The following is a 19,432-nucleotide window of genomic DNA, read 5'->3' as shown; positions in this document are numbered from 1 at the left end:
AAGATACCATAACTCTCAATATATTAGGCTGTTAAATGGCACGAAACTACAATCGGCGAGCTTGCCAGAATGTTTTTTTCCAATAGACATTATCAAGAGAAGAACGAGTCACCCCTTTACTAGTTGATGCGTGAATAAATGTGTTGTCAGTATCATAAATACCAACATGAAGTCCATTTTCACCACCACCTGTTTTGAAAAAAACCAAATCACCCGGCATTAAATCGCTTTTACTGATTTGTGTTCCATATTTGGTTTGATCGATAGTCATTCGAGGCAATTTAATGTCAAAACGATCACTATACGTTTTATAGACAAACCCTGAACAATCAATACCTGAAGATGTCATTCCACCATAACTATAAGGTGTGCCATACCACTGCTCAAGTTGTGATTTGAGCTGCACTATCACCATAATAGGATCGGAAAGCTGTGTTTTTAAAGGAGGGGCTGGTGGAATGCGTTTTGATGGACTAGATGAACACCCAGCCAGCAGGATAATACAGAGTAAGAAAGGATAGAAAACGAACTTTCTCATTGCATCCACCATTATTATTACGAGAGATTTTAAAATTTATCTGCTTTTTTAAGCAAAAACAAGTTATTGAAGGTGAATGAATCAAGATTAATAGAATAAATCGCACAATAACCAACAAGGTACAAGAAATAAAACCCAAACTCTGAATTTAGTGTGGTGTTGACTCTTTGGGTTTCTGGCTAATCAACCAAACACCTATCATAATAAAAGCAACCCCCGCGGTTTTTGTCCATGATGGTGTTTCTTGAAACCAAGGTAATATCACTGCAAGAATATAAACAAACACATAACTTAAGCTGATCAGCGGATAGGCTTTATTTAAAGGAATGGTACGCAAAGTAAATAGCCAGCAAACCATAGAAAGGACATAACCGACAAGACCAGTAAACACAATGGCAAGTAGCATTGCATTGGCCCATAACCATGAGAAATCTAACCACTGTTTTTTGAGCTGTAAATCTGGTAGTTCGGACATACCAAACTTTAACAACAATTGAGCTACCGTCACTAATAGTGCACTTCCAATTGCCCATAGATAGCCTTTCATGCTTGCATACTCATCAATACAATGCCAACCATAATCGATGCGATACCAATCCAATGTTTCACATTAACAGGCTCTTTATAAACAAACTGGCCAATTAATGTCACCATTATAAAGTTAATACTTAACATAGGGTAAGCAATACTGAGAGGAAGGATTTGTAATAATCGTAACCAAAATAACATCCCAAAGCCAAGCATTGCAATGGCAATAAAAAGCCAGAAAATCGTTTTTCTGGCTTTTGTTAATGAATCACTTTGCCAGCTAACCACCGCTTGTTTTTGACATACTTGTCCTATACAAGTCAAAAAGCTCACGATTAGCAATAAAACAAAGGACATTAATTACGCTTCTCATATGTTAAAATAGCAACTCGATGATTTGTCACCAACTCTTCAGGTCTTGGCAATTGAGCTAACTTTTTCGGATCTTTAAACGTAATAACAACCGATACAGTACCTTCTTTTCTTGCTTGCTCTAACCATTGAGCAAAATTGTCAGGTTTAATTAATTTATGCTGAGAATCAGGATACTCTCTAATACCATAAGTTAACTCACCTGTTCTTTCATAAAGATAAATATCACTACGTTGTAATTCCCATGCCAATCCAGCACCAATACCCACACTGTTACTTACAATGTATTTGCTCGCATTGAGTGTATTAATATTTTGACGAATAAATTCTTGAGGTAGCTTTCCATCAACACTACTGTTAGGTATTGCCTGCCCAATGCACAAACTCACGCCTAACGAGCAAGATGCCGCCCATAACCAATGTTTACCATTAAGTGTAGAGCAAAGATAACCAATAATACCCCATAAAGAGAATGCGACGATGGCTAAAACCCATTTAGACCACTCATAAGGCATGTAAATAGGTTTTGAAGAGACAAGTTGGATAACTAAAATAGCGATAACAGCAGCAACACCAATAAAGATATTGATATAGCCGTTAATACGTAACGCTTTCATTCTAAATTTACGTGCACAATCTACGCCATATTTCGCCATTAGCATTGCTAGTGGTGCCATAAATGGCAACATATAAGTCGGTAGCTTACCTTTCGCAATACTAAAAAATAAGAATGGAATGACAAACCAACAGAATAAAAAGAATAATTCAGGACGTTTACGTCTTTTTTTCCAAGCGCCTATTAATGCGCCTGGAAGTAATCCAAGCCAAGGGATCACCCCTAATAAGACAACGGGGATATAGTACCAAAATGGAGAACTATGTTGAGCATCTTCACCCGAAAAACGCTGGATATGTTCAACCCAAAAGAAGTAGTGCCAATAATCAGGTTCTGCTTTTGCAACAGCTAATGCCCATGGCAAACTAATTAATGCTGCACTAAATACAGCAAGTAAGCCATAGAGCAACATTTGCGTGAATTGTTTTTGATGCAATGTTATAGGTATCATAACAATGACCGGAATAGCTAATGCTAAAAATCCTTTGGTCATAAATGCCATACCACATGCAAGCCCTAAAGTTATCCACGCTAATATTCGTGTTTTTACTGTGGTGGCTTTAAGCGCCCAAAAACAGCAAACCATGCTCGCGGTAATCCAAAGTGCCAACATAGGATCTAATACACTATAAGTGCCTACGCTAAACACTAAGAACATAGATAAATAGATTAAGCTAGAGACAAAAGCGACTTGGCGGTTACGCCACATCATTCTTGCCAATAAATAGACAAGTAATGTGCTTAAAAGAATAGAAATAACAGAGCCAAAACGCACAGCAAAATTGGTGTGACCAAAAATTAATTGGCTGACATTATTGATCCAATAACCGGCTATGGGCTTCTCAAAATAGCGAATGTCGAGCATATGAGGAACAATCCAGTTCCCACTCACTACCATTTCTCGGCTAATTTCCGCATAACGAGTTTCATCTGGTTGCCATAATAACCGGCTGTTCAATGGAAATAAGTAGGTAAGAACAAAAAAAAGAGCCAAGAGGATGGCCCCGATTTTACTCGCCCGGTTATTCAACATAGTTTCGTTAAACCTCTTGTTGGCATCCTAACCAGCCTTCTCGACCTGGAAAGTCAGATCGAACAACTTTACCCATCGGAAGCGTTTCTTTATCTTGTGGTAATAAATCGCTTAACGGACAGAATTCGATGCCTTCATTTGCAATCATTGCCAATAACTGCTCAAATTGAGCGGATTTTGACATTCCTTCAACTTCAGTGTGGATAGTATAAACAGGTATTCCACTATCTTTTTTGATTTCATCAATAATAAATTGATTAAAATCCTCATCCTTTACTTTTGTACCAACAACTTCATCATAAGTTGGTAATGTTACTGGAATTTGCACCGTACCGATAGAACCATTTTCTAAAATAGGCCTAAAAGGATACGTTCCTCGACAATCGCTATTGTAATCGAATTTAAAATTTTCTTTAACTGTTAATACGCGTTCATCTGCTCGCCATCCAGCAACTGCCGAACATTTTACAGGGTTTTCAAGTACTTTTTCCAGTGCTTCAACACCTAAACGAACTTGTTGCATTAATTCTTCTGTTGACCAGCGCCCAACTTTTGCTTGCCAACTTTGATGATCCCATGAGTGCAACCCAACTTCATGCCCCGCATCTTGGGTTTCTTTCATCAAATAACCTAAATTTTTAGCAATTTTTTTCCCCGGCCATGCAGTTCCTGCTAATAAAATATCTAAGCCATACAGTGATGCAGCATTAGATCTCAGCATTTTCCATAAAAATTTGGGTTTTAAAAGGCGCCATAAATGGCGCCCCATATTATCTGGCCCAACACTAAAGAAGAAGCTGGCATGAATGTTATGTCTAGCAAATACATCCAGCAGTTGTGGAATACCTTGTTTCGTTCCTTGATAAGTATCCACATCAACTCTCAAACCAACTTTCTTCATTATTTATTCCTATTTAGTGCCTAATTCTTCAACTGCGCCACGTAAGAAGAAATCTAATGTTTCTTCTACTGTTTGGCGAGTCTCGATACTTGGTTTCCAATCCAATAAACGCTCTGCGTTTTTAATGCTTGGCTTACGGTGTTCAACATCTTGGTAGCCTTTACCATAATAACTGCTACTTTCAATCTTTTTGAAGCCTGCAAATGGAGGGAAATGTCCACGCAACTCATGTTTTTCAAAGCAATCTAACAGCATTTCTGCTAATTCACGAATACTTGCTTCGTTAGTTGGGTTACCAATATTGATAATTTGACCGTCACATTTGTTATCACGGTTTTCAATGATACGGAATAAAGCTTCAATACCGTCATTAATATCAGTGAAACAACGTTTTTGCTCACCACCATCAACTAGTTTAATTGGTGAACCTTCAACTAAATTCAGAATCAATTGTGTAATTGCACGAGAGCTACCGATACGCGCTGAATTTAAGTTATCTAAACGAGGTCCCATCCAGTTAAATGGACGGAATAACGTAAATTTCAGACCTTCTTTGGCTCCATAAGCCCATATAACGCGATCTAATAGCTGTTTAGATACAGAATAAATCCAACGTTGTTTATTGATTGGGCCTACAATCAGGCGTGAGTTGTCTTCGTCAAATTCTTTATCATCACACATACCATAAACTTCTGATGTGGATGGGAAAATAATACGTTTATTATACTTAACACAATAACGTACGATTTTTAAGTTTTCTTCAAAGTCTAATTCAAAGACACGCAATGGATTACGGGTATATTCGATAGGCGTTGCAATAGCCACTAATGGCAGAATAACATCACATTTTTTAATGTGATATTCAATCCATTCTGTATGAATACTCACGTCACCTTCAATAAAGTGGAAACGTGGGTTACCAATAAAGCGTTCAATTGCAGAAGAACCGATATCCATACCATAGATATCATAGTTATCATCTTTCAATAGACGCTCTGTCAAATGGTTACCAATAAAACCATTTACGCCTAAAATAAGAACACGTTTACGACGTTTAACTTGTGCCGTTGCTTTTGGCCCAACACGAACATCCGTCACAATGCCCATTTCAGCCGCTAAACGACTGCCTTGAACATAAAGACCATTTTCACTTTGACCAGTAACGACTTCGATTGCACCTTTCGCACACGCAATGACTAAAGGTTCTGTTGAGATAACAGTACCAGGACGTTTACCTTGATTATCAGCAACAGCGCGTGAACGCCAGATAATCATTTTACGTTCACCTAAGAAAGTGAATGCGCCAGGGTATGGCTCTGTAACAGCACGCACTAAGTTGTGAACTGTTTTTGCATCTGCATTCCAGTCGATTAAACCATCATCAGCGCAACGGCGACCAAAATAAGTTGCTTGGCTTTCATCTTGTGCAGTTGTTGAATAATCACCTGATACAATATGTGGTAATGAACTCGAAAGTAACTTATTCGCTGCTTCTCTTACTTTTTCATGTAAAATCAGAGAAGTATCATTGTCTGCGATGGTAACTTTTTCTTGAGCAACAATATCACCCGCATCAGCTTTCGCTGTCATTTTATGCAGAGTAACACCTGTTTCTGTTTCACCGTTCACAATCGCCCAGTTAATTGGTGCACGACCACGATATTTTGGTAATAAAGAACCGTGTAAATTAAACGCGCCTTTAGGTGCCAAATTCAGGATCTCATCACTTAACATGTGACGATAATAGAAAGAAAAAATGACATCAGGTTTCATTTCACGAATACGTTCAATCCATAATGGGTGATTGACATTTTCAGGCGCGAATACTGTCAATCCCATTTCTGCACTCACACGAGCCACAGATGAGAAGAAATGATTTTCGTTTGGATCGTCAGTGTGGGTAAATACAGCTTGAATATCATAACCCGCTTTTTCAAGTGCTTTTAAACCAACACAGCCGATATCGTGATAGGCAAATACTATTGCTTTCATTAGTCTTTTTCCTGATCTTCGTTGGGTTTGTTAACACCAACCACTTTTTGGATAAAATACCGAGGACGCGCTCTTACATCATTATAAATCCGGCCTATATATTCACCTAATAAGCCCATTGCAACGAACTGCGCACCGATAAACATAAATAAGATTGCGAAAAGTGTGAATACACCTTCAGCGGCCCACATTGCACCGAAAATAATACGTAAAATAATCAACAATAAGGCTAAGACAAAGCCAGATACAGCGATCACACTGCCGACAATGCTTAATAAACGTAATGGTGCCGTGGTTAGACAAGTTAATAAGTCATACATTAAATTGATAAGCTTTAAAAAGCTGTATTTTGAATCGCCATATTCACGCTCTGCGTGTGCAACATCAATTTCAATGGTACGACGAGCGAATGTGTTCGCAAGAATAGGGATAAATGTACTTCTTTCGTGACACTGTAACATTGCGTCAACAATGTGGCGACGATAAGCACGCAACATACAGCCGTAGTCTCCCATAGAGCGACCTGTTGCTTTAGTGATCATTGAGTTAATCATTTTTGAAGCGGTTTTGCGAAACCACGAATCCTGGCGGTTACGACGACGAGTTCCGACAACGTCATAACCTTCTTCAGCCGTCGCGACAAGTCTTGGGATCTCTTCAGGTGGATTTTGTAAATCAGCATCCAATGTGATCACTAAATCACCATCAGCCTGATTAAAACCAGCCATAATTGCGGAATGTTGACCGTAATTACGGTTTAAAATAATTGCAATAACGTGATTTTCTTCAATTGCAGCCGCTTCTTCTAACATCTTAGCTGAATTGTCACTACTACCATCATCAACAAGGATCAGTTCATATTCTTGTTCTAATTGTTTACAGCTTTTAATTGTACGTTCTAAAAGCTGAGGAAGGCTCTCTTCCTCGTTATAAACGGGAATTACAACCGATACTTTCTTGATTTTATCAAATGTTGACACTTAAATATGCTCCGAAAGAATTTCATTGATCGCATCTACAACACGAATAACATCTTCATTATTCATATCAGGAAACAGCGGCAACGAGCATAACGTTGCAGAGTTCCATTCTGATTGAGGAAGGGATAAAGAAGGATAACGCTCACGATAATATTTTTGTGTGTGCGCTGCACGGAAATGTAACCCTGTACCAATATCTTTCTGCTTTAATTTTTCCATAAAAGCATCACGATCGATACCACAGGTATTTTTATCAACTCTCACCATAAATAGGTGATTTGCATGTAAATGTGGATATTCAGGGACACTCAACATTTTTAATGGAGAGTCTTTGAGTTTTTCACGATACAGCGCAACTAATTCGGCTCGTTTAGCATTCATTTCATCTAAACGTCTTAATTGCACCACAGCAATCGCTGCATGAATATCAGATAAATTATATTTGTAGCCAGGTTCAACAACTTCGGCTTGAGGTTTACGACCTTGAATTTGTCTATCAAAGGCGTCTACTCCTAAACCGTGGAATTTTAAACAACGTACTCTATTAGCCAACTCGTCATTATCAGTAACAACCAATCCACCTTCTGCACAAGTTACATTCTTAATTGCATGAAAAGAAAAAATGGCAGTTCCTTTTTCACCAATCCATTCATTTTTATAGCGAGTCCCTATAGCATGCGCGGCATCTTCGATAAGAGGAATTCCTGCATCTTGTGCAACTTTTCTTAATGCATCAAGATCGCAAGGTGCACCAGCATAATGAACCGGAATAATCGCTTTCGTTCTAGGTGTAATTGCTTTTTTGACATCTTCTGCACTTACCATCAAGGTATCACGGTCAACATCAATCATCACTGGCTCCGCACCAAGTAACGTAATGATATTCATCGTTGAAACCCAAGTTTGTGATGGTGTGATAACTTCATCACCAGCACCAATTCCCATCGCCATTAAAACAACATGCATACCTGCAGTGGCAGAGCAAATTGCGATAGCATGTTTGCTACCAAATTTTTCACAAAAATCTTGCTCTAATTGGTGATTTTGAGGGCCTGTTGTAATCCAACCTGAACGCAGTACATCCTCAACGGCTTTGATTTCTTCATCGCCAATCGCAGGGCGAGAGAAAGGAAGGAAGTGACTCATAAAAAATGTAGCCTAATTAATGAATGAATAAAAAACAATTATATACAAACTATTGTTCACCGACATCAGTCTTATTAAGAAAACATTAAAAAAACCTTAATAATTACTCAGGGATAAGCTTAACAATAGTCATATTATTGTAAAACTAACCAATCAATATGATCAACATCATTGATGCATTTGATATTTGTATTAAATGTAGTTGATAATAAATTTTCGTCCAATAAAAGTGCAGATGCGCCAGAATTGACCAAGTATCCATTTTTTATAAGTAAAACTCTGTCTGCTTTTTGGTAGGAATGATTCAAATTATGTGTACTCATAATAACGGCACCACCTTGTTGGCAAAACTTATCAACCCACTTGTCTAAAATAGCCAACTGTACGACATCTAAGTTATTCGTTGGTTCATCAAGTAACATTAATTTTCCTTTTAAATCATCACTTGACCATAATTGGATAAATGCGCCAACAATTCTAACCCTCTGCCATTCACCCCCGGATAAATGATGAATGTTTTTTGACAATAATTCATCTATTTTAAAATCATTTAACAGCATATTTAATTGCTGAACATCCATTTTCGACAATCTATGATATAATGAGAGATAATGAAAAACTGGCATAAATGACAAAGTTTCCAATTGTTGTATAACAATGCTCTGCATTCTAGAAAGATCATTATATTTATAATGTCTTATTGAGGTTTCGTTTAGAATAATCTCCCCACTAAATGGAAGCTCTCCGGCGATCGCCATTAAAAGTGTACTTTTCCCCGCACCATTAGCGCCAATTAAGTGGACACGTTCGCCATAGTTTACTTGTTCTGTAAATGTGTTAAGTCGGTCTTTAACACTTAAATTATCAAATTTAAGTAACGTCATATTACAAACGTCCCATCTCTTTTGTTGCCAATAACCAAATAAATAAAGGTGCACCAAGCGTTGCTGTAATCACCCCTATAGGAACTTCTGCACCATTTAAAATCAACCGAGATAGCAGATCAGCAAGTAATAGCAATCCACCTCCAGCAAGTGCACAAGCCGGTAGTAAGGTTTTATAATGCGTTAATCCACATAGTCTCAATAAATGTGGTACAACAAGCCCTACAAAGCTTATAGCACCCGCTAAAGCAACACTTAGCCCTATCAATAACCCAACCGCTAAAATAAACCAATTTCTCCATTGATTAACGGATATACCTAATTGCTTTGCTCTGAATGAACCTAGAGATAAATAATTAAGAACATCGGCTTGTAGAATAAGAATTAAAACAATGGGTATAAGAGTCCAAAATAAGATTTGATGACGCCAATCAATGCCACTAAAACTCCCCATCAACCAATACATTAATTGTCTTAAATCTAAAGCTGAACTGAAATAAACCAGCCAGGTCATTATCGCGCTTGCCATAACGCCTAATGCCACACCAATTAATAGTAACTGAGCATTAGACAGCTTTTTTATTCGAGTAAAAAACATTAATAAGAGAGTAATACCTAATGCACCGAATATCGCGGCACTACTTATTAACCAAAAGCTTAAATTAAATTGCAAAACAATGAGCAATACAACACACACACCCGCACCACTACTTACACCTAATAACCCTGGTTCTGCGAGTGGATTTTGGAATAAAGCCTGCATAATAGCACCTGCAATTGCTAAGCTGGCGCCCACTGTGATTACTGCAAGTATTCTGGGTAAACGGATCTGCCAAACAAATAAATGGGCTTCATCTGTTAGCCATTGATGTGGAAATAACGAAATCTCACCAACAGAGAGGGAAAAAATAAACAAGAAACATAATACTAACACCATTAGAAACAGCTTTTTTTTGTCGTCAATGCGCTGTCTTTTAGTAAATTTAATCAAAGGATTAATTTCTTTATTCATTTCATTCCCTATCCATGCAATAACAGCTCTACTATTTTTTGTTTATAAAATACTTTTTAGCAACATAACATGTTCACATTCAATGATGAAAAGCTAAATTTAGAACATGTAAGTTTGTCCCTAATAATGAAGAAAAAATTGAGATTAACTATCACAGTGTTGATGCAGGTAAGAGATTAAGAAGAAAAAGTCAAAATAAGAATAAAAAGTAATATAATGAAAAATAAAAACATTCCATCCAAATAGAAATATCCATTCAGACTATATTGATAATATAAACATCTCAATACGTTTATTATCAAAATTAGATATAGATAATCATGATAAAAAAACGGCTTTCAAAGAAAGCCGTTTTGGATGTTTTTTAAATCTTATTCTTTTGGTGTTGCGCTCTCAACCCGGCTTTTTAACTTTTGTCCTGGTCGGAAAGTAACAACACGGCGAGCTGTAATAGGAATGTCTTCCCCTGTTTTCGGATTACGACCAGGGCGCTGATTTTTATCACGCAGGTCAAAGTTTCCAAATCCAGACAGCTTCACCTGTTCTCCATTTTCAAGAGAACGACGCACTTCCTCAAAAAAGGATTCTACAAGGTCTTTTGCATCGCGTTTGCTAACACCAAGTTTTTCAAACAGATTTTCTGCCATTTCAGCTTTTGTAAGCGCCATAGGTCTAGTCCCTCAAGGATGCTTGGAATCGCTGTTTCAATGCTGCTACACAGTTACTCACTGTTGCAGCAATCTCATCTTCTTCCAGTGTATGCTCGATATCCTGCAAGATTATGCTAATAGCGAGGCTTTTATAGCCCTCTGCTACTCCCTTACCACAATACACATCAAATAAGTTTATGCCAACTATTTGATTTCCGCCAACTTTCTTACATTCAGCTAAAATATCCTCTGCAGCAACATTATTCGGAACAACTACAGCGATATCTCTACGATTCGAAGGGTAACGAGAAATTGCTTTTGCTTGTGGTAAACTGCGATTTGCAATTGCATTCCAACGTATTTCGAATACTACCGTACGGCCGTTTAAGTCAAGTTTACGTTCAAGCTCTGGATGAACAACGCCAATACAGCCAATATATTCATTTCTCAGATAAATCCCAGCACTTTGTCCCGGATGAAGTGCTGAATGATTAGCTGGTTTAAATGTAATTTCATCTAGCTGGCCTGTCAATTCCAGAATTGATTCAATATTACCTTTCAAATCAAAGAAATCAACAGTTTGCTTCTCTAAACTCCAATGTTCTTCATAACGGTTGCCCGCGATCACACCAGCTAACATAAGTTCCTGACGTATTCCATATTCTGCTTGATTATCAGGAACAAAACGCAGACCTGCTTCAAATAACCTAACTCTAGACTGTTGACGGTTCTGATTATAGACAGTCGTAGTCAATAACCCGGTTAATAGAGACAGCCTCATTGCTGACATATCTGCTGAAATCGGATTAGGCAGAATCAATGCTTCTTCATTTGGATGTAATAAAGATTGGATCTTCGGATCAACAAAGCTATAAGTAATTGCTTCTTGGAAGCCGTTATCTACTAGCATTGTTTTAACGCGTTTTAATGATAAGTTCGCTTCACGATGATTGGTCATCACCAAATCAGCGCGCAATGGTACATCTGGAATATTGTTGTAACCATAAATGCGAGCAACCTCTTCAATCAGGTCTTCTTCGATTTGAACATCGAAACGCCATGAAGGAACTATTGCTAACCAGCCATCACTTTCAACAGAAACTTTGAACCCTAAACGAGTTAATGAATCTAGAACTTGTGCATCATCGATCACATGACCTAATAAACGGTCTAATTTTTTACGTGTTAATTTGACCGGTGCAATATTTGGTAAATGTGCTTTATTGGTGACATCAATTACTTCACCAACTTCACCACCGCAAATTTCTAATAGTAACTTAGTTGCACGCTCAATTGCGTTGTATTGTAGTTCAGAATCAACACCACGTTCAAAACGATGAGAAGCATCAGTATGCAAGCCATAACGACGTGCACGACCTGTAATGGATAATGGAGAGAAGAATGCACACTCTAAGAAGACATTTTTCGTTTCCTCATTAACGCCTGATGATTCACCACCGAAAATACCAGCCAGACCTAATGCCTGTTTTTCGTCTGCAATAACTAATACATCTTCTTTTAATGTAATTTCATTGCCATCAAGTAAAGTCAGTTTTTCACCTTCTTTACCCATGCGAACAACAACAGCACCTTCAACACGATCAAGATCGAAGGCATGTAGTGGTTGACCCATTTCAAGTAAAATTAAGTTGGTAATATCAACAATTGGGTCAATAGAACGAATGCCACCACGGCGTAACTTTTCTTGTATCCATAAAGGTGTTTTTGCTTTCACATTCATATTAGTGAAAACACGACCTAAATAACGGGGACACGCTTCTGGCGCTTCAACACGTACAGGGAATGTTGCTGGAGATGTTGCCACAACAGGCGACATATCAGGTACTTGGCATTCCATTTTATTGATAACAGCGATATCACGAGCAACACCTAAAATACCTAAACAATCAGCACGATTTGGTGTAACACTAATCTCAATCGCATTATCATTTAATTTTAAGTATTCACGAATATCCATACCAATAGGTGCATCGGCAGGTAATTCAATAATACCTTCATGGTTTTCTGAAATGGCTAATTCAGAAAATGAGCACAGCATACCCTCTGATGGTTCACCACGTAGTTTTGCTGCTTTAATTTTGAAATCGCCTGGTAATACTGCCCCGACTGTTGCAACCGCAACTTTTAGGCCTTGACGGCAGTTAGGTGCACCGCAAACGATATCGAGTAATCTGTCACCACCGACGTTAACTTTTGTTACACGTAATTTATCGGCATTAGGGTGTTGTCCACATTCAACAACTTCACCTACAAACACACCGTGAAAATCACCTGCAACAGCTTCAACGCCATCAACTTCAAGACCAGCCATTGTTAATTGTTCAGAAAGTGCTTCGCTACTAATCGCTGGGTTTACCCACTCACGTAACCAAAGTTCACTGAATTTCATGAGATAATCCCACCTTATTTAAACTGTTTGAGGAAACGAAGATCGTTTTCGAAGAATGAGCGCAAGTCAGTGACACCGTAACGTAACATAGTCAAGCGTTCCATACCCATACCGAATGCAAAACCAGAATACACTTCAGGATCGATACCTACATTACGCAATACATTTGGGTGAACCATACCGCAACCCAACACTTCTAACCATTTACCATTCTTACCCATGACATCGACTTCTGCAGAAGGCTCTGTGAATGGAAAATAAGAAGGACGGAAACGAATTTCCATATCTTCTTCAAAAAAGTTTTTTAGGAAATCGTGTAGTGTTCCTTTTAAATTGGTAAAGCTAATGTCTTTATCAACAATTAAGCCTTCAATTTGGTGAAACATTGGTGTGTGAGTCTGATCGTAGTCATTACGATATACGCGACCTGGTGCGATGATACGAATAGGTGGCTGTTTATCTTGCATAGTACGAATTTGTACACCCGACGTTTGTGTACGTAATAAACGTTTAGCATCAAACCAGAAAGTATCGTGGTCGGCTCTTGCTGGGTGATGTGCAGGAATATTCAACGCATCAAAGTTATGATAATCATCTTCGATTTCAGGGCCAGATTCTACAGAAAACCCTAATTCGCCAAAGAAAGTTTCAATACGTTCAATTGTACGAGTTACTGGGTGTAGACCACCGTTTTCAATGCGGCGACCGGGCAAAGATACATCGATTTTCTCAGCAGACAAACGTTCGTTTAATAATGCTGATTCAAGATGGTCTTTACGAGTATTCAGCGCTTGCTGAACCTCTTGTTTAGCCTGATTAATGACAGCCCCTGCAGCTGGACGATCTTCCGCGGGTAAGTCGCGCAGCGTGGACATCTGAAGCGTTAAATGACCTTTTTTCCCCAAGTATTCAACACGAACCGAATCCAGCGCAGCAACATCCTGTGCCTCTTCGATAGCTGCTTTAGCTTGAGCAACGAGTTCAGCGAGATGTGGCATCGTTTCCTCTTCCTTTGACCTGTGAGGTCTATTAGTTGTTATCAATGATGACGAATAAAATTGCCTTTTTGGTTTCTAACCCAGTATTGAGATCTGAAAACAAAAAAGCCTCCATACTGGAGGCTCAGGCGCTACTTTTCGTTTCTTTTCTTACGCGCAAAAGCCCCCTTGAATTAGGCGCTAAAGTAAAAAAAGAAACGGAAAAAAGCGATATTTAACATTGATAATGTCTCTTAAATATTAACTTATTGAATTTATATCATTAAGCCACAAATTTAGACAAAATAAAAGAGGGAGAAAACTCCCTCTTCCATTGCTTAATAATAATTAAGCCAGAGCACCTTTCGCTTTTTCAACTAAAGCAGCGAATGCTACTTTGTCGAATACAGCGATGTCAGCCAGAATCTTACGGTCGATTTCAATGGATGCTTTTTTCAGACCATTGATGAAACGGCTATAAGACATACCGTTCTGACGAGCTGCTGCGTTGATACGCGCGATCCACAGCTGACGGAACTGACGTTTTTTCTGACGACGGTCACGGTACGCATATTGACCAGCTTTGATTACAGCCTGGAAAGCTACACGATATACACGTGAACGTGCACCGTAATAACCTTTAGCTTGCTTTAAAATTTTCTTGTGACGAGCACGGGCGATAACACCACGTTTAGCACGAGCCATATTAAACTCCTAAATGTCTATATTCTGTTAAAAAAATGATACTTATGCGTATGGTAAGCAAGCTACGACCAGACCTAAATCTCCTTTAGAGACCATGCCTTTTGGACGTAAATGACGTTTACGCTTAGTTGATTTTTTAGTCAGAATGTGACGGAGGTTAGCATGTTTACGCTTAAAGCCACCACCAGCAGTTTTTTTAAAGCGCTTAGCTGCGCCGCGTACTGTTTTAATCTTTGGCATTTCTATAATCCACTTCGCATTGTTAATAACATAAAATAATGAGGCGAATAGCAATCAGCCATTCAGGCTGACGCTATTACTTGAATTGCCCGACTATTTCTTCTTCGGCGCTAACACCATGATCATCTGACGCCCTTCAATCTTATTAGGGAAAGATTCAACTGCAGCCAGTTCATCCAAATCTTCACGGATACGGTTAAGCATCTCCATACCGATTTGTTGGTGTGCCATTTCACGACCGCGGAAACGCAGTGTGACTTTGGCTTTATCGCCATCTTCAAGAAAACGAATCAGGTTGCGTAGTTTGACCTGATAGTCGCCTTCATCTGTACCAGGACGGAATTTAACTTCCTTAACCTGAATAACTTTTTGTTTCTTTTTCTGTTCTTTGAGAGTCTTACTTTTCTCATAGAGGAATTTGCCGTAGTCCATAATACGACAAACTGGCGGCTCGGCATTAGGACTAATTTCAACTAAATCAGCACCTGCTTCCTCGGCTTTCTCAAGAGCCTCTTTCAGACTAACAACTCCAATCTGTTCGCCATCTAAACCAGTTAAACGAACTTCATGAGCGCGAATCTCACCATTGATGCGATTCTGACGCGTTGATTGAATTCTTTTTCCGCCTTTAATACCTTATTCCTCCAACTGATGAAGACTTCTGCTTCTAATTTCTTGCAGAAGCTTTTCTTTAAATTCGTTAACGTCGATACTGCCAAGGTCTTTTCCTCGACGAGTACGAACCGCCACTTTGCCTGATTCAACTTCTTTATCTCCACAGACAAGCATGTACGGAACACGACGTAAAGTATGTTCACGAATTTTAAAGCCAATCTTCTCATTTCTCAAGTCTGCTTTTGCACGAATTCCGGCATCTTGCAATTCTTTGACGAGTTTTTGTACATAATCAGCCTGTCCATCCGTGATATTCATCACGACAACCTGCTGTGGTGCTAACCAAGTTGGGAAGAATCCTGCGTATTCTTCGGTCAGAATACCAATAAAACGTTCTAAGGATCCTAGCACTGCTCGGTGTAACATAACAGGTACTTTACGCTCGTTGTTTTCGGCAACATAAGACGCGCCTAAACGACCTGGTAGTGAGAAGTCTAATTGTACTGTACCACACTGCCATGCACGATCTAAACAATCGTAAAGTGTAAATTCAATTTTAGGGCCATAAAACGCCCCTTCGCCTGGCTGATATTCAAATTCAATATTGTTATCAGTTAAGGCTTTTGCTAAGTCTGCTTCAGCAATATCCCATAATGCATCTTCACCGATACGTTTTTCCGGGCGAGTAGACAGCTTAACAACGATTTTTTCAAATCCAAAAGTAGAATATACATCATAAATCAATTTGATGCAGTCATTTACTTCACTTAAAATTTGTTCTTCTGTACAGAAGATATGTGCATCGTCTTGTGTAAAGCCACGAACACGCATTAAACCATGTAATGCACCTGATGGTTCATTACGATGGCAACTACCAAATTCAGCCATACGTAATGGTAAATCGCGGTAAGAACGTAAACCTTGTTTGAAGATTTGTACATGACCTGGGCAGTTCATTGGTTTGATACAATATTCACGATTCTCTGACGATGTTGTGAACATATTTTCTTTGTAGTTTTCCCAGTGACCTGTTTTTTCCCAAAGAACACGATCCATCATAAATGGACCTTTTACTTCTTGGTAATCATATTCTTTTAATTTACAACGTACAAATGTTTCTAACTCACGGAAAATAGTCCAACCATCATTATGCCAGAAAGCCATACCTGGTGCTTCTTCTTGCATATGATATAAGTCAAGCTGTTTACCAATTTTACGGTGGTCACGTTTTGCAGCTTCTTCTAAGCGATCTAAGTAAGCTTTTAACTGTTTTTTATCAGCCCAAGCTGTACCATAAATGCGTTGTAACATTTTATTATCGCTGTTACCACGCCAATATGCACCTGCGATTTTCTGTAACTTAAAGTTATGGCAGAAACGCATATTTGGAACATGTGGTCCACGGCACATATCAACATATTCTTGGTGATGATAAAGACCAGGTTGAGAATCTTGGCTAATATTTTCGTCAAGAATAGCAACTTTATAGTCTTCACCACGAGAAACAAAAGTTTCACGAGCTTCAGCCCAGCTTACGCGTTTTTTAATAACGTCATAATCTGTTTTCGCCAACTCTAGCATGCGTTTTTCTAGAGTTTCTAAATCTTCCTGTGTGAGAGAATGGTCTAAATCCACATCGTAGTAGAAACCATTTTCGATAACAGGACCAATCGCCATTTTGGTTTGTGGCCATAATTGTTTAATTGCATGTCCCAATAAGTGGGCACAAGAGTGACGAATAATTTCAAGGCCTTCATCATCTTTTGCGGTGATAATCGCCAGATTTGCATCATGTTCGATTAATTCACAAGCATCCACTAGCTCACCATTAACACGGCCAGCAATACATGCTTTCGCAAGTCCTGGGCCGATATCTGCAGCGACATCCATGACAGAAACTGCATTTTCAAATTGACGTTGGCTTCCGTCAGGAAGAGTAATAATTGGCATTTAAAATCCTTATTTACAGTGGTGACCCATACGCAAGATCACATGCAAACATCATTTTTCTTTAAAATTTAATACGTTAGTAGCATCTACTTGCTTCACACTGCAAGTTATGTACACCATTGTGTACACATTTAGCAAAAGTACCTCAAAATGCGTTGGTATACTGCTATAACTCGGACGCGATATTATCATAGTGAAAAAAAATTATATATCGTTAGTTGCATCAGCATCTTAATTCCCCCACCCTGCAATACTCTCCAAAAACTAACCGGATCTGTTATGAACCTCGCAAACCTAACTCAAGAAGAAAAAGACAAAATCAATGTCGATTTATCCGCAAGTGGCGTCGCATATAAAGAGCGACTCAACATGCCAGTTGTCGCGTCCGAAGTTGAACGACAACAACCAGCACATTTGAGAGCATACTTTAATGAACGATTAGCGTTTTATCGTGAGAGAAGTAAGAGGCTGCCTGACAGTAAATCGGTGCAGTATTTGAAGACAGAATAATTAATTATAGCAATACGTCATTTTCACCCAGCCCGTATTGCTCTTTCATCTCCTCTTCTTTTTGTCTACGCTCCTCTTCCGCTTTCTGCGCTTCTTCCATCTCACGCATTCTCACGTTATAGATTGATTGCTCTGGCATCTGTACACGAACAGAGATAAAACGTCCATCAGGGATATCAATCGGGTCGCCATCGCTATAACCGTCAATTTTATTGTTAGCAAATTCAGGCGCATTAGGGTGAGTACGGTGATAGGTTTTGACGAGAATAGAGCCGTCTTTGTTAACTTTAGAGTTAACCCATATCAGTGGTTGTTTATTTACATCGAGAGGAATTTCAATACCGCCATCGACACCACCCCATCCGGCATCTGAGTTAAAACCAAGTACGCCCTCAATGAGATATTCCCCCTGAGCTACTCGAGTAACCGTAGCGCCATCGGATTCGTCGTTAGTGGTGAATGTGCCGTCGGGATTGATGTCGATAATTGGAGAAGCTTTTTTGATGAAACCTTGTGGGTCTGTTGTGGTGTTACCAGTTCCCCATAAAACATTCCAAACTAATGATTCGCCATGTTTCGATGCAATAGTTGGAATACCTTTATCCCCACTATAGAAAACTTTAGTTGAATTTGTATCATTATATTTTAAATTTATTAATACTCCATATGTACCAAACCAATTGTCATTTTGCCCTCCACCTTGATGATATGTACCAGTTGGTGTTAGTGGGTTATTCAAACCTGAGCTATCTATATGTACGGTATTCCCCCCTACTCCATAGTCGCCGATTTGCATAAAGGTGCCACTAGAAGTCGGGAGTCTATGGATTCCCCAGCTAGAGTTTGGATATAATGATGTTATTCGTGGTCCATCCACATCGCACTCTAAATTAATGCTAGAACCATCCTTTACCCCACCCAATCTACCTTGAAGTGATTGAATTAATCCATCGACAGCTGTGTAACCTAATATTTCCCCACCTTTTTTATCAAATTTATTACTAATATCCCCCTGCATCTTCTTAATACTATCTAGCGTAACAATCTCCCCGTTCGGCATTTCAATTTTTGTCTGCCCTGTTTCAGTCATCCACGTATTCATCGCATCGAGAAAATATTGCGTGTATGCATTTATTGCGACCATGGTTCTAGCTGCATCACTATTATTATCGGGCTCAGTAATATGAATTGAAAATGCTGTATTTGTTGCAGTAGCTAATGCAGGATGTGCTAATACTAATTCAGTGTCGGAATTAACGGATTTAATCATATACGGAATATTAGTATTTCCTGATTTAATTAAAATCGTCATTCCGATATTAATGGCTGGATTATTATTTTTAAATTTAGTGCCAGTGCCTTTGACTATAGCA

20 protein-coding genes and 1 other annotated feature are annotated in these 19,432 nt (G+C 38.8%); of the genes, 2 read left to right on the top strand and 18 right to left on the bottom strand.

Annotated elements, in window-relative coordinates:
* Positions 1 to 46: 46 nt before the first annotated feature.
* The 13 genes from DK861_RS12480 to pheS all read right to left on the bottom strand — a co-directional run bounded on the left by DK861_RS12480 (position 47) and on the right by pheS (position 14,060).
* Positions 47 to 538: an NlpC/P60 family protein gene (locus DK861_RS12480; RefSeq protein WP_109400318.1), complete on the bottom strand. Its 492-nt coding sequence runs from the start codon at positions 536 to 538 to the stop codon at positions 47 to 49.
* A gap of 148 nt (positions 539 to 686) precedes the next feature.
* Complete coding sequence (gene arnF / locus DK861_RS12475) at positions 687 to 1,085, bottom strand: 4-amino-4-deoxy-L-arabinose-phosphoundecaprenol flippase subunit ArnF (RefSeq protein WP_109400317.1); 399 nt, start codon at positions 1,083 to 1,085, stop codon at positions 687 to 689.
* Complete coding sequence (gene arnE / locus DK861_RS12470) at positions 1,082 to 1,423, bottom strand: 4-amino-4-deoxy-L-arabinose-phosphoundecaprenol flippase subunit ArnE (protein ID WP_109400316.1); 342 nt, start codon at positions 1,421 to 1,423, stop codon at positions 1,082 to 1,084. Before arnE ends, arnF begins: the two co-directional genes overlap by 4 nt.
* Positions 1,423 to 3,087, bottom strand: a complete 1,665-nt coding sequence (arnT, locus tag DK861_RS12465) for a lipid IV(A) 4-amino-4-deoxy-L-arabinosyltransferase (RefSeq protein ID WP_109400315.1) — start codon at positions 3,085 to 3,087, stop codon at positions 1,423 to 1,425. The genes arnE and arnT overlap by 1 nt, the downstream gene beginning before the upstream one ends.
* A 7-nt stretch (positions 3,088 to 3,094) precedes the next feature.
* A complete protein-coding gene (gene arnD / locus DK861_RS12460) occupies positions 3,095 to 3,988 on the bottom strand; it encodes a 4-deoxy-4-formamido-L-arabinose-phosphoundecaprenol deformylase (RefSeq protein WP_109400314.1) in 894 nt (297 codons plus the stop codon).
* Between the two features lie 9 nt (positions 3,989 to 3,997).
* Positions 3,998 to 5,980 (bottom strand): bifunctional UDP-4-amino-4-deoxy-L-arabinose formyltransferase/UDP-glucuronic acid oxidase ArnA, encoded by a 1,983-nt coding sequence (gene arnA, locus DK861_RS12455; protein WP_109400313.1) that lies wholly within the window; start codon positions 5,978 to 5,980, stop codon positions 3,998 to 4,000.
* The gene (arnC, locus tag DK861_RS12450) at positions 5,980 to 6,960 is read right to left on the bottom strand and encodes an undecaprenyl-phosphate 4-deoxy-4-formamido-L-arabinose transferase (RefSeq protein WP_109400312.1); all 981 of its coding nucleotides are present in this window, start codon (positions 6,958 to 6,960) and stop codon (positions 5,980 to 5,982) included. Before arnC ends, arnA begins: the two co-directional genes overlap by 1 nt.
* Entirely contained in the window at positions 6,961 to 8,106 is a 1,146-nt protein-coding gene (arnB, locus tag DK861_RS12445) for a UDP-4-amino-4-deoxy-L-arabinose aminotransferase (RefSeq protein ID WP_072062578.1), read from the bottom strand. It abuts the gene before it with no gap.
* Between the two features lie 134 nt (positions 8,107 to 8,240).
* On the bottom strand, positions 8,241 to 8,990 hold the full coding sequence (locus DK861_RS12440) for an ATP-binding cassette domain-containing protein (protein ID WP_109400311.1): 750 nt from the start codon (positions 8,988 to 8,990) through the stop codon (positions 8,241 to 8,243).
* A 1-nt stretch (position 8,991) separates the two neighbouring features.
* The gene (gene btuC, locus DK861_RS12435; RefSeq protein ID WP_202611613.1) at positions 8,992 to 10,002 is read right to left on the bottom strand and encodes a vitamin B12 ABC transporter permease BtuC; all 1,011 of its coding nucleotides are present in this window, start codon (positions 10,000 to 10,002) and stop codon (positions 8,992 to 8,994) included.
* Between the two features lie 371 nt (positions 10,003 to 10,373).
* Positions 10,374 to 10,670: an integration host factor subunit alpha gene (gene ihfA, locus DK861_RS12430; RefSeq protein ID WP_023582381.1), complete on the bottom strand. Its 297-nt coding sequence runs from the start codon at positions 10,668 to 10,670 to the stop codon at positions 10,374 to 10,376.
* Between the two features lie 4 nt (positions 10,671 to 10,674).
* Entirely contained in the window at positions 10,675 to 13,062 is a 2,388-nt protein-coding gene (pheT, locus tag DK861_RS12425) for a phenylalanine--tRNA ligase subunit beta (protein WP_109400309.1), read from the bottom strand.
* Positions 13,063 to 13,076: 14 nt separating this feature from the next.
* Positions 13,077 to 14,060 carry a phenylalanine--tRNA ligase subunit alpha gene (gene pheS, locus DK861_RS12420; protein WP_006537109.1) on the bottom strand — a complete coding sequence of 328 codons (984 nt, stop codon included), beginning with the start codon at positions 14,058 to 14,060 and terminating at the stop codon, positions 13,077 to 13,079.
* A gap of 44 nt (positions 14,061 to 14,104) precedes the next feature.
* Between pheS and DK861_RS18490 the strand changes: the two genes are divergently transcribed.
* Positions 14,105 to 14,278, top strand: coding sequence for a hypothetical protein (locus tag DK861_RS18490; RefSeq protein WP_006537110.1), 174 nt, complete (start codon positions 14,105 to 14,107; stop codon positions 14,276 to 14,278).
* Positions 14,159 to 14,282: a sequence feature (Phe leader region), on the bottom strand. It overlaps the preceding gene by 120 nt.
* A gap of 105 nt (positions 14,283 to 14,387) precedes the next feature.
* Here the strand turns inward: DK861_RS18490 and rplT are convergent.
* From rplT to thrS, 4 genes are all read right to left on the bottom strand, one after another.
* Positions 14,388 to 14,744 (bottom strand): 50S ribosomal protein L20, encoded by a 357-nt coding sequence (rplT, locus tag DK861_RS12415; RefSeq protein WP_006537111.1) that lies wholly within the window; start codon positions 14,742 to 14,744, stop codon positions 14,388 to 14,390.
* Between the two features lie 42 nt (positions 14,745 to 14,786).
* Complete coding sequence (gene rpmI / locus DK861_RS12410; RefSeq protein WP_004263702.1) at positions 14,787 to 14,984, bottom strand: 50S ribosomal protein L35; 198 nt, start codon at positions 14,982 to 14,984, stop codon at positions 14,787 to 14,789.
* Between the two features lie 93 nt (positions 14,985 to 15,077).
* Positions 15,078 to 15,617 (bottom strand): translation initiation factor IF-3, encoded by a 540-nt coding sequence (infC, locus tag DK861_RS12405; RefSeq protein WP_036937410.1) that lies wholly within the window; start codon positions 15,615 to 15,617, stop codon positions 15,078 to 15,080.
* Positions 15,618 to 15,620: 3 nt separating this feature from the next.
* Complete coding sequence (gene thrS, locus DK861_RS12400) at positions 15,621 to 17,549, bottom strand: threonine--tRNA ligase (protein ID WP_072062583.1); 1,929 nt, start codon at positions 17,547 to 17,549, stop codon at positions 15,621 to 15,623.
* Between the two features lie 279 nt (positions 17,550 to 17,828).
* Between thrS and DK861_RS12395 the strand changes: the two genes are divergently transcribed.
* Positions 17,829 to 18,059, top strand: coding sequence for a DNA polymerase III subunit theta (locus DK861_RS12395; protein ID WP_109400308.1), 231 nt, complete (start codon positions 17,829 to 17,831; stop codon positions 18,057 to 18,059).
* 4 nt (positions 18,060 to 18,063) lie between these two features.
* Here the strand turns inward: DK861_RS12395 and DK861_RS12390 are convergent.
* Positions 18,064 to 19,432: hypothetical protein (locus tag DK861_RS12390; RefSeq protein WP_109400307.1), on the bottom strand; the 1,369-nt coding region annotated here is incomplete at its 5' end.

The organism is Proteus sp. TJ1640, from assembly GCF_003144445.1.
Taxonomy (GTDB): Bacteria; Pseudomonadota; Gammaproteobacteria; order Enterobacterales; family Enterobacteriaceae; genus Proteus; species Proteus penneri.
Note: the sequence above shows the minus strand (reverse complement) of the source record. Positions and strands in the feature narration are given on the sequence as shown.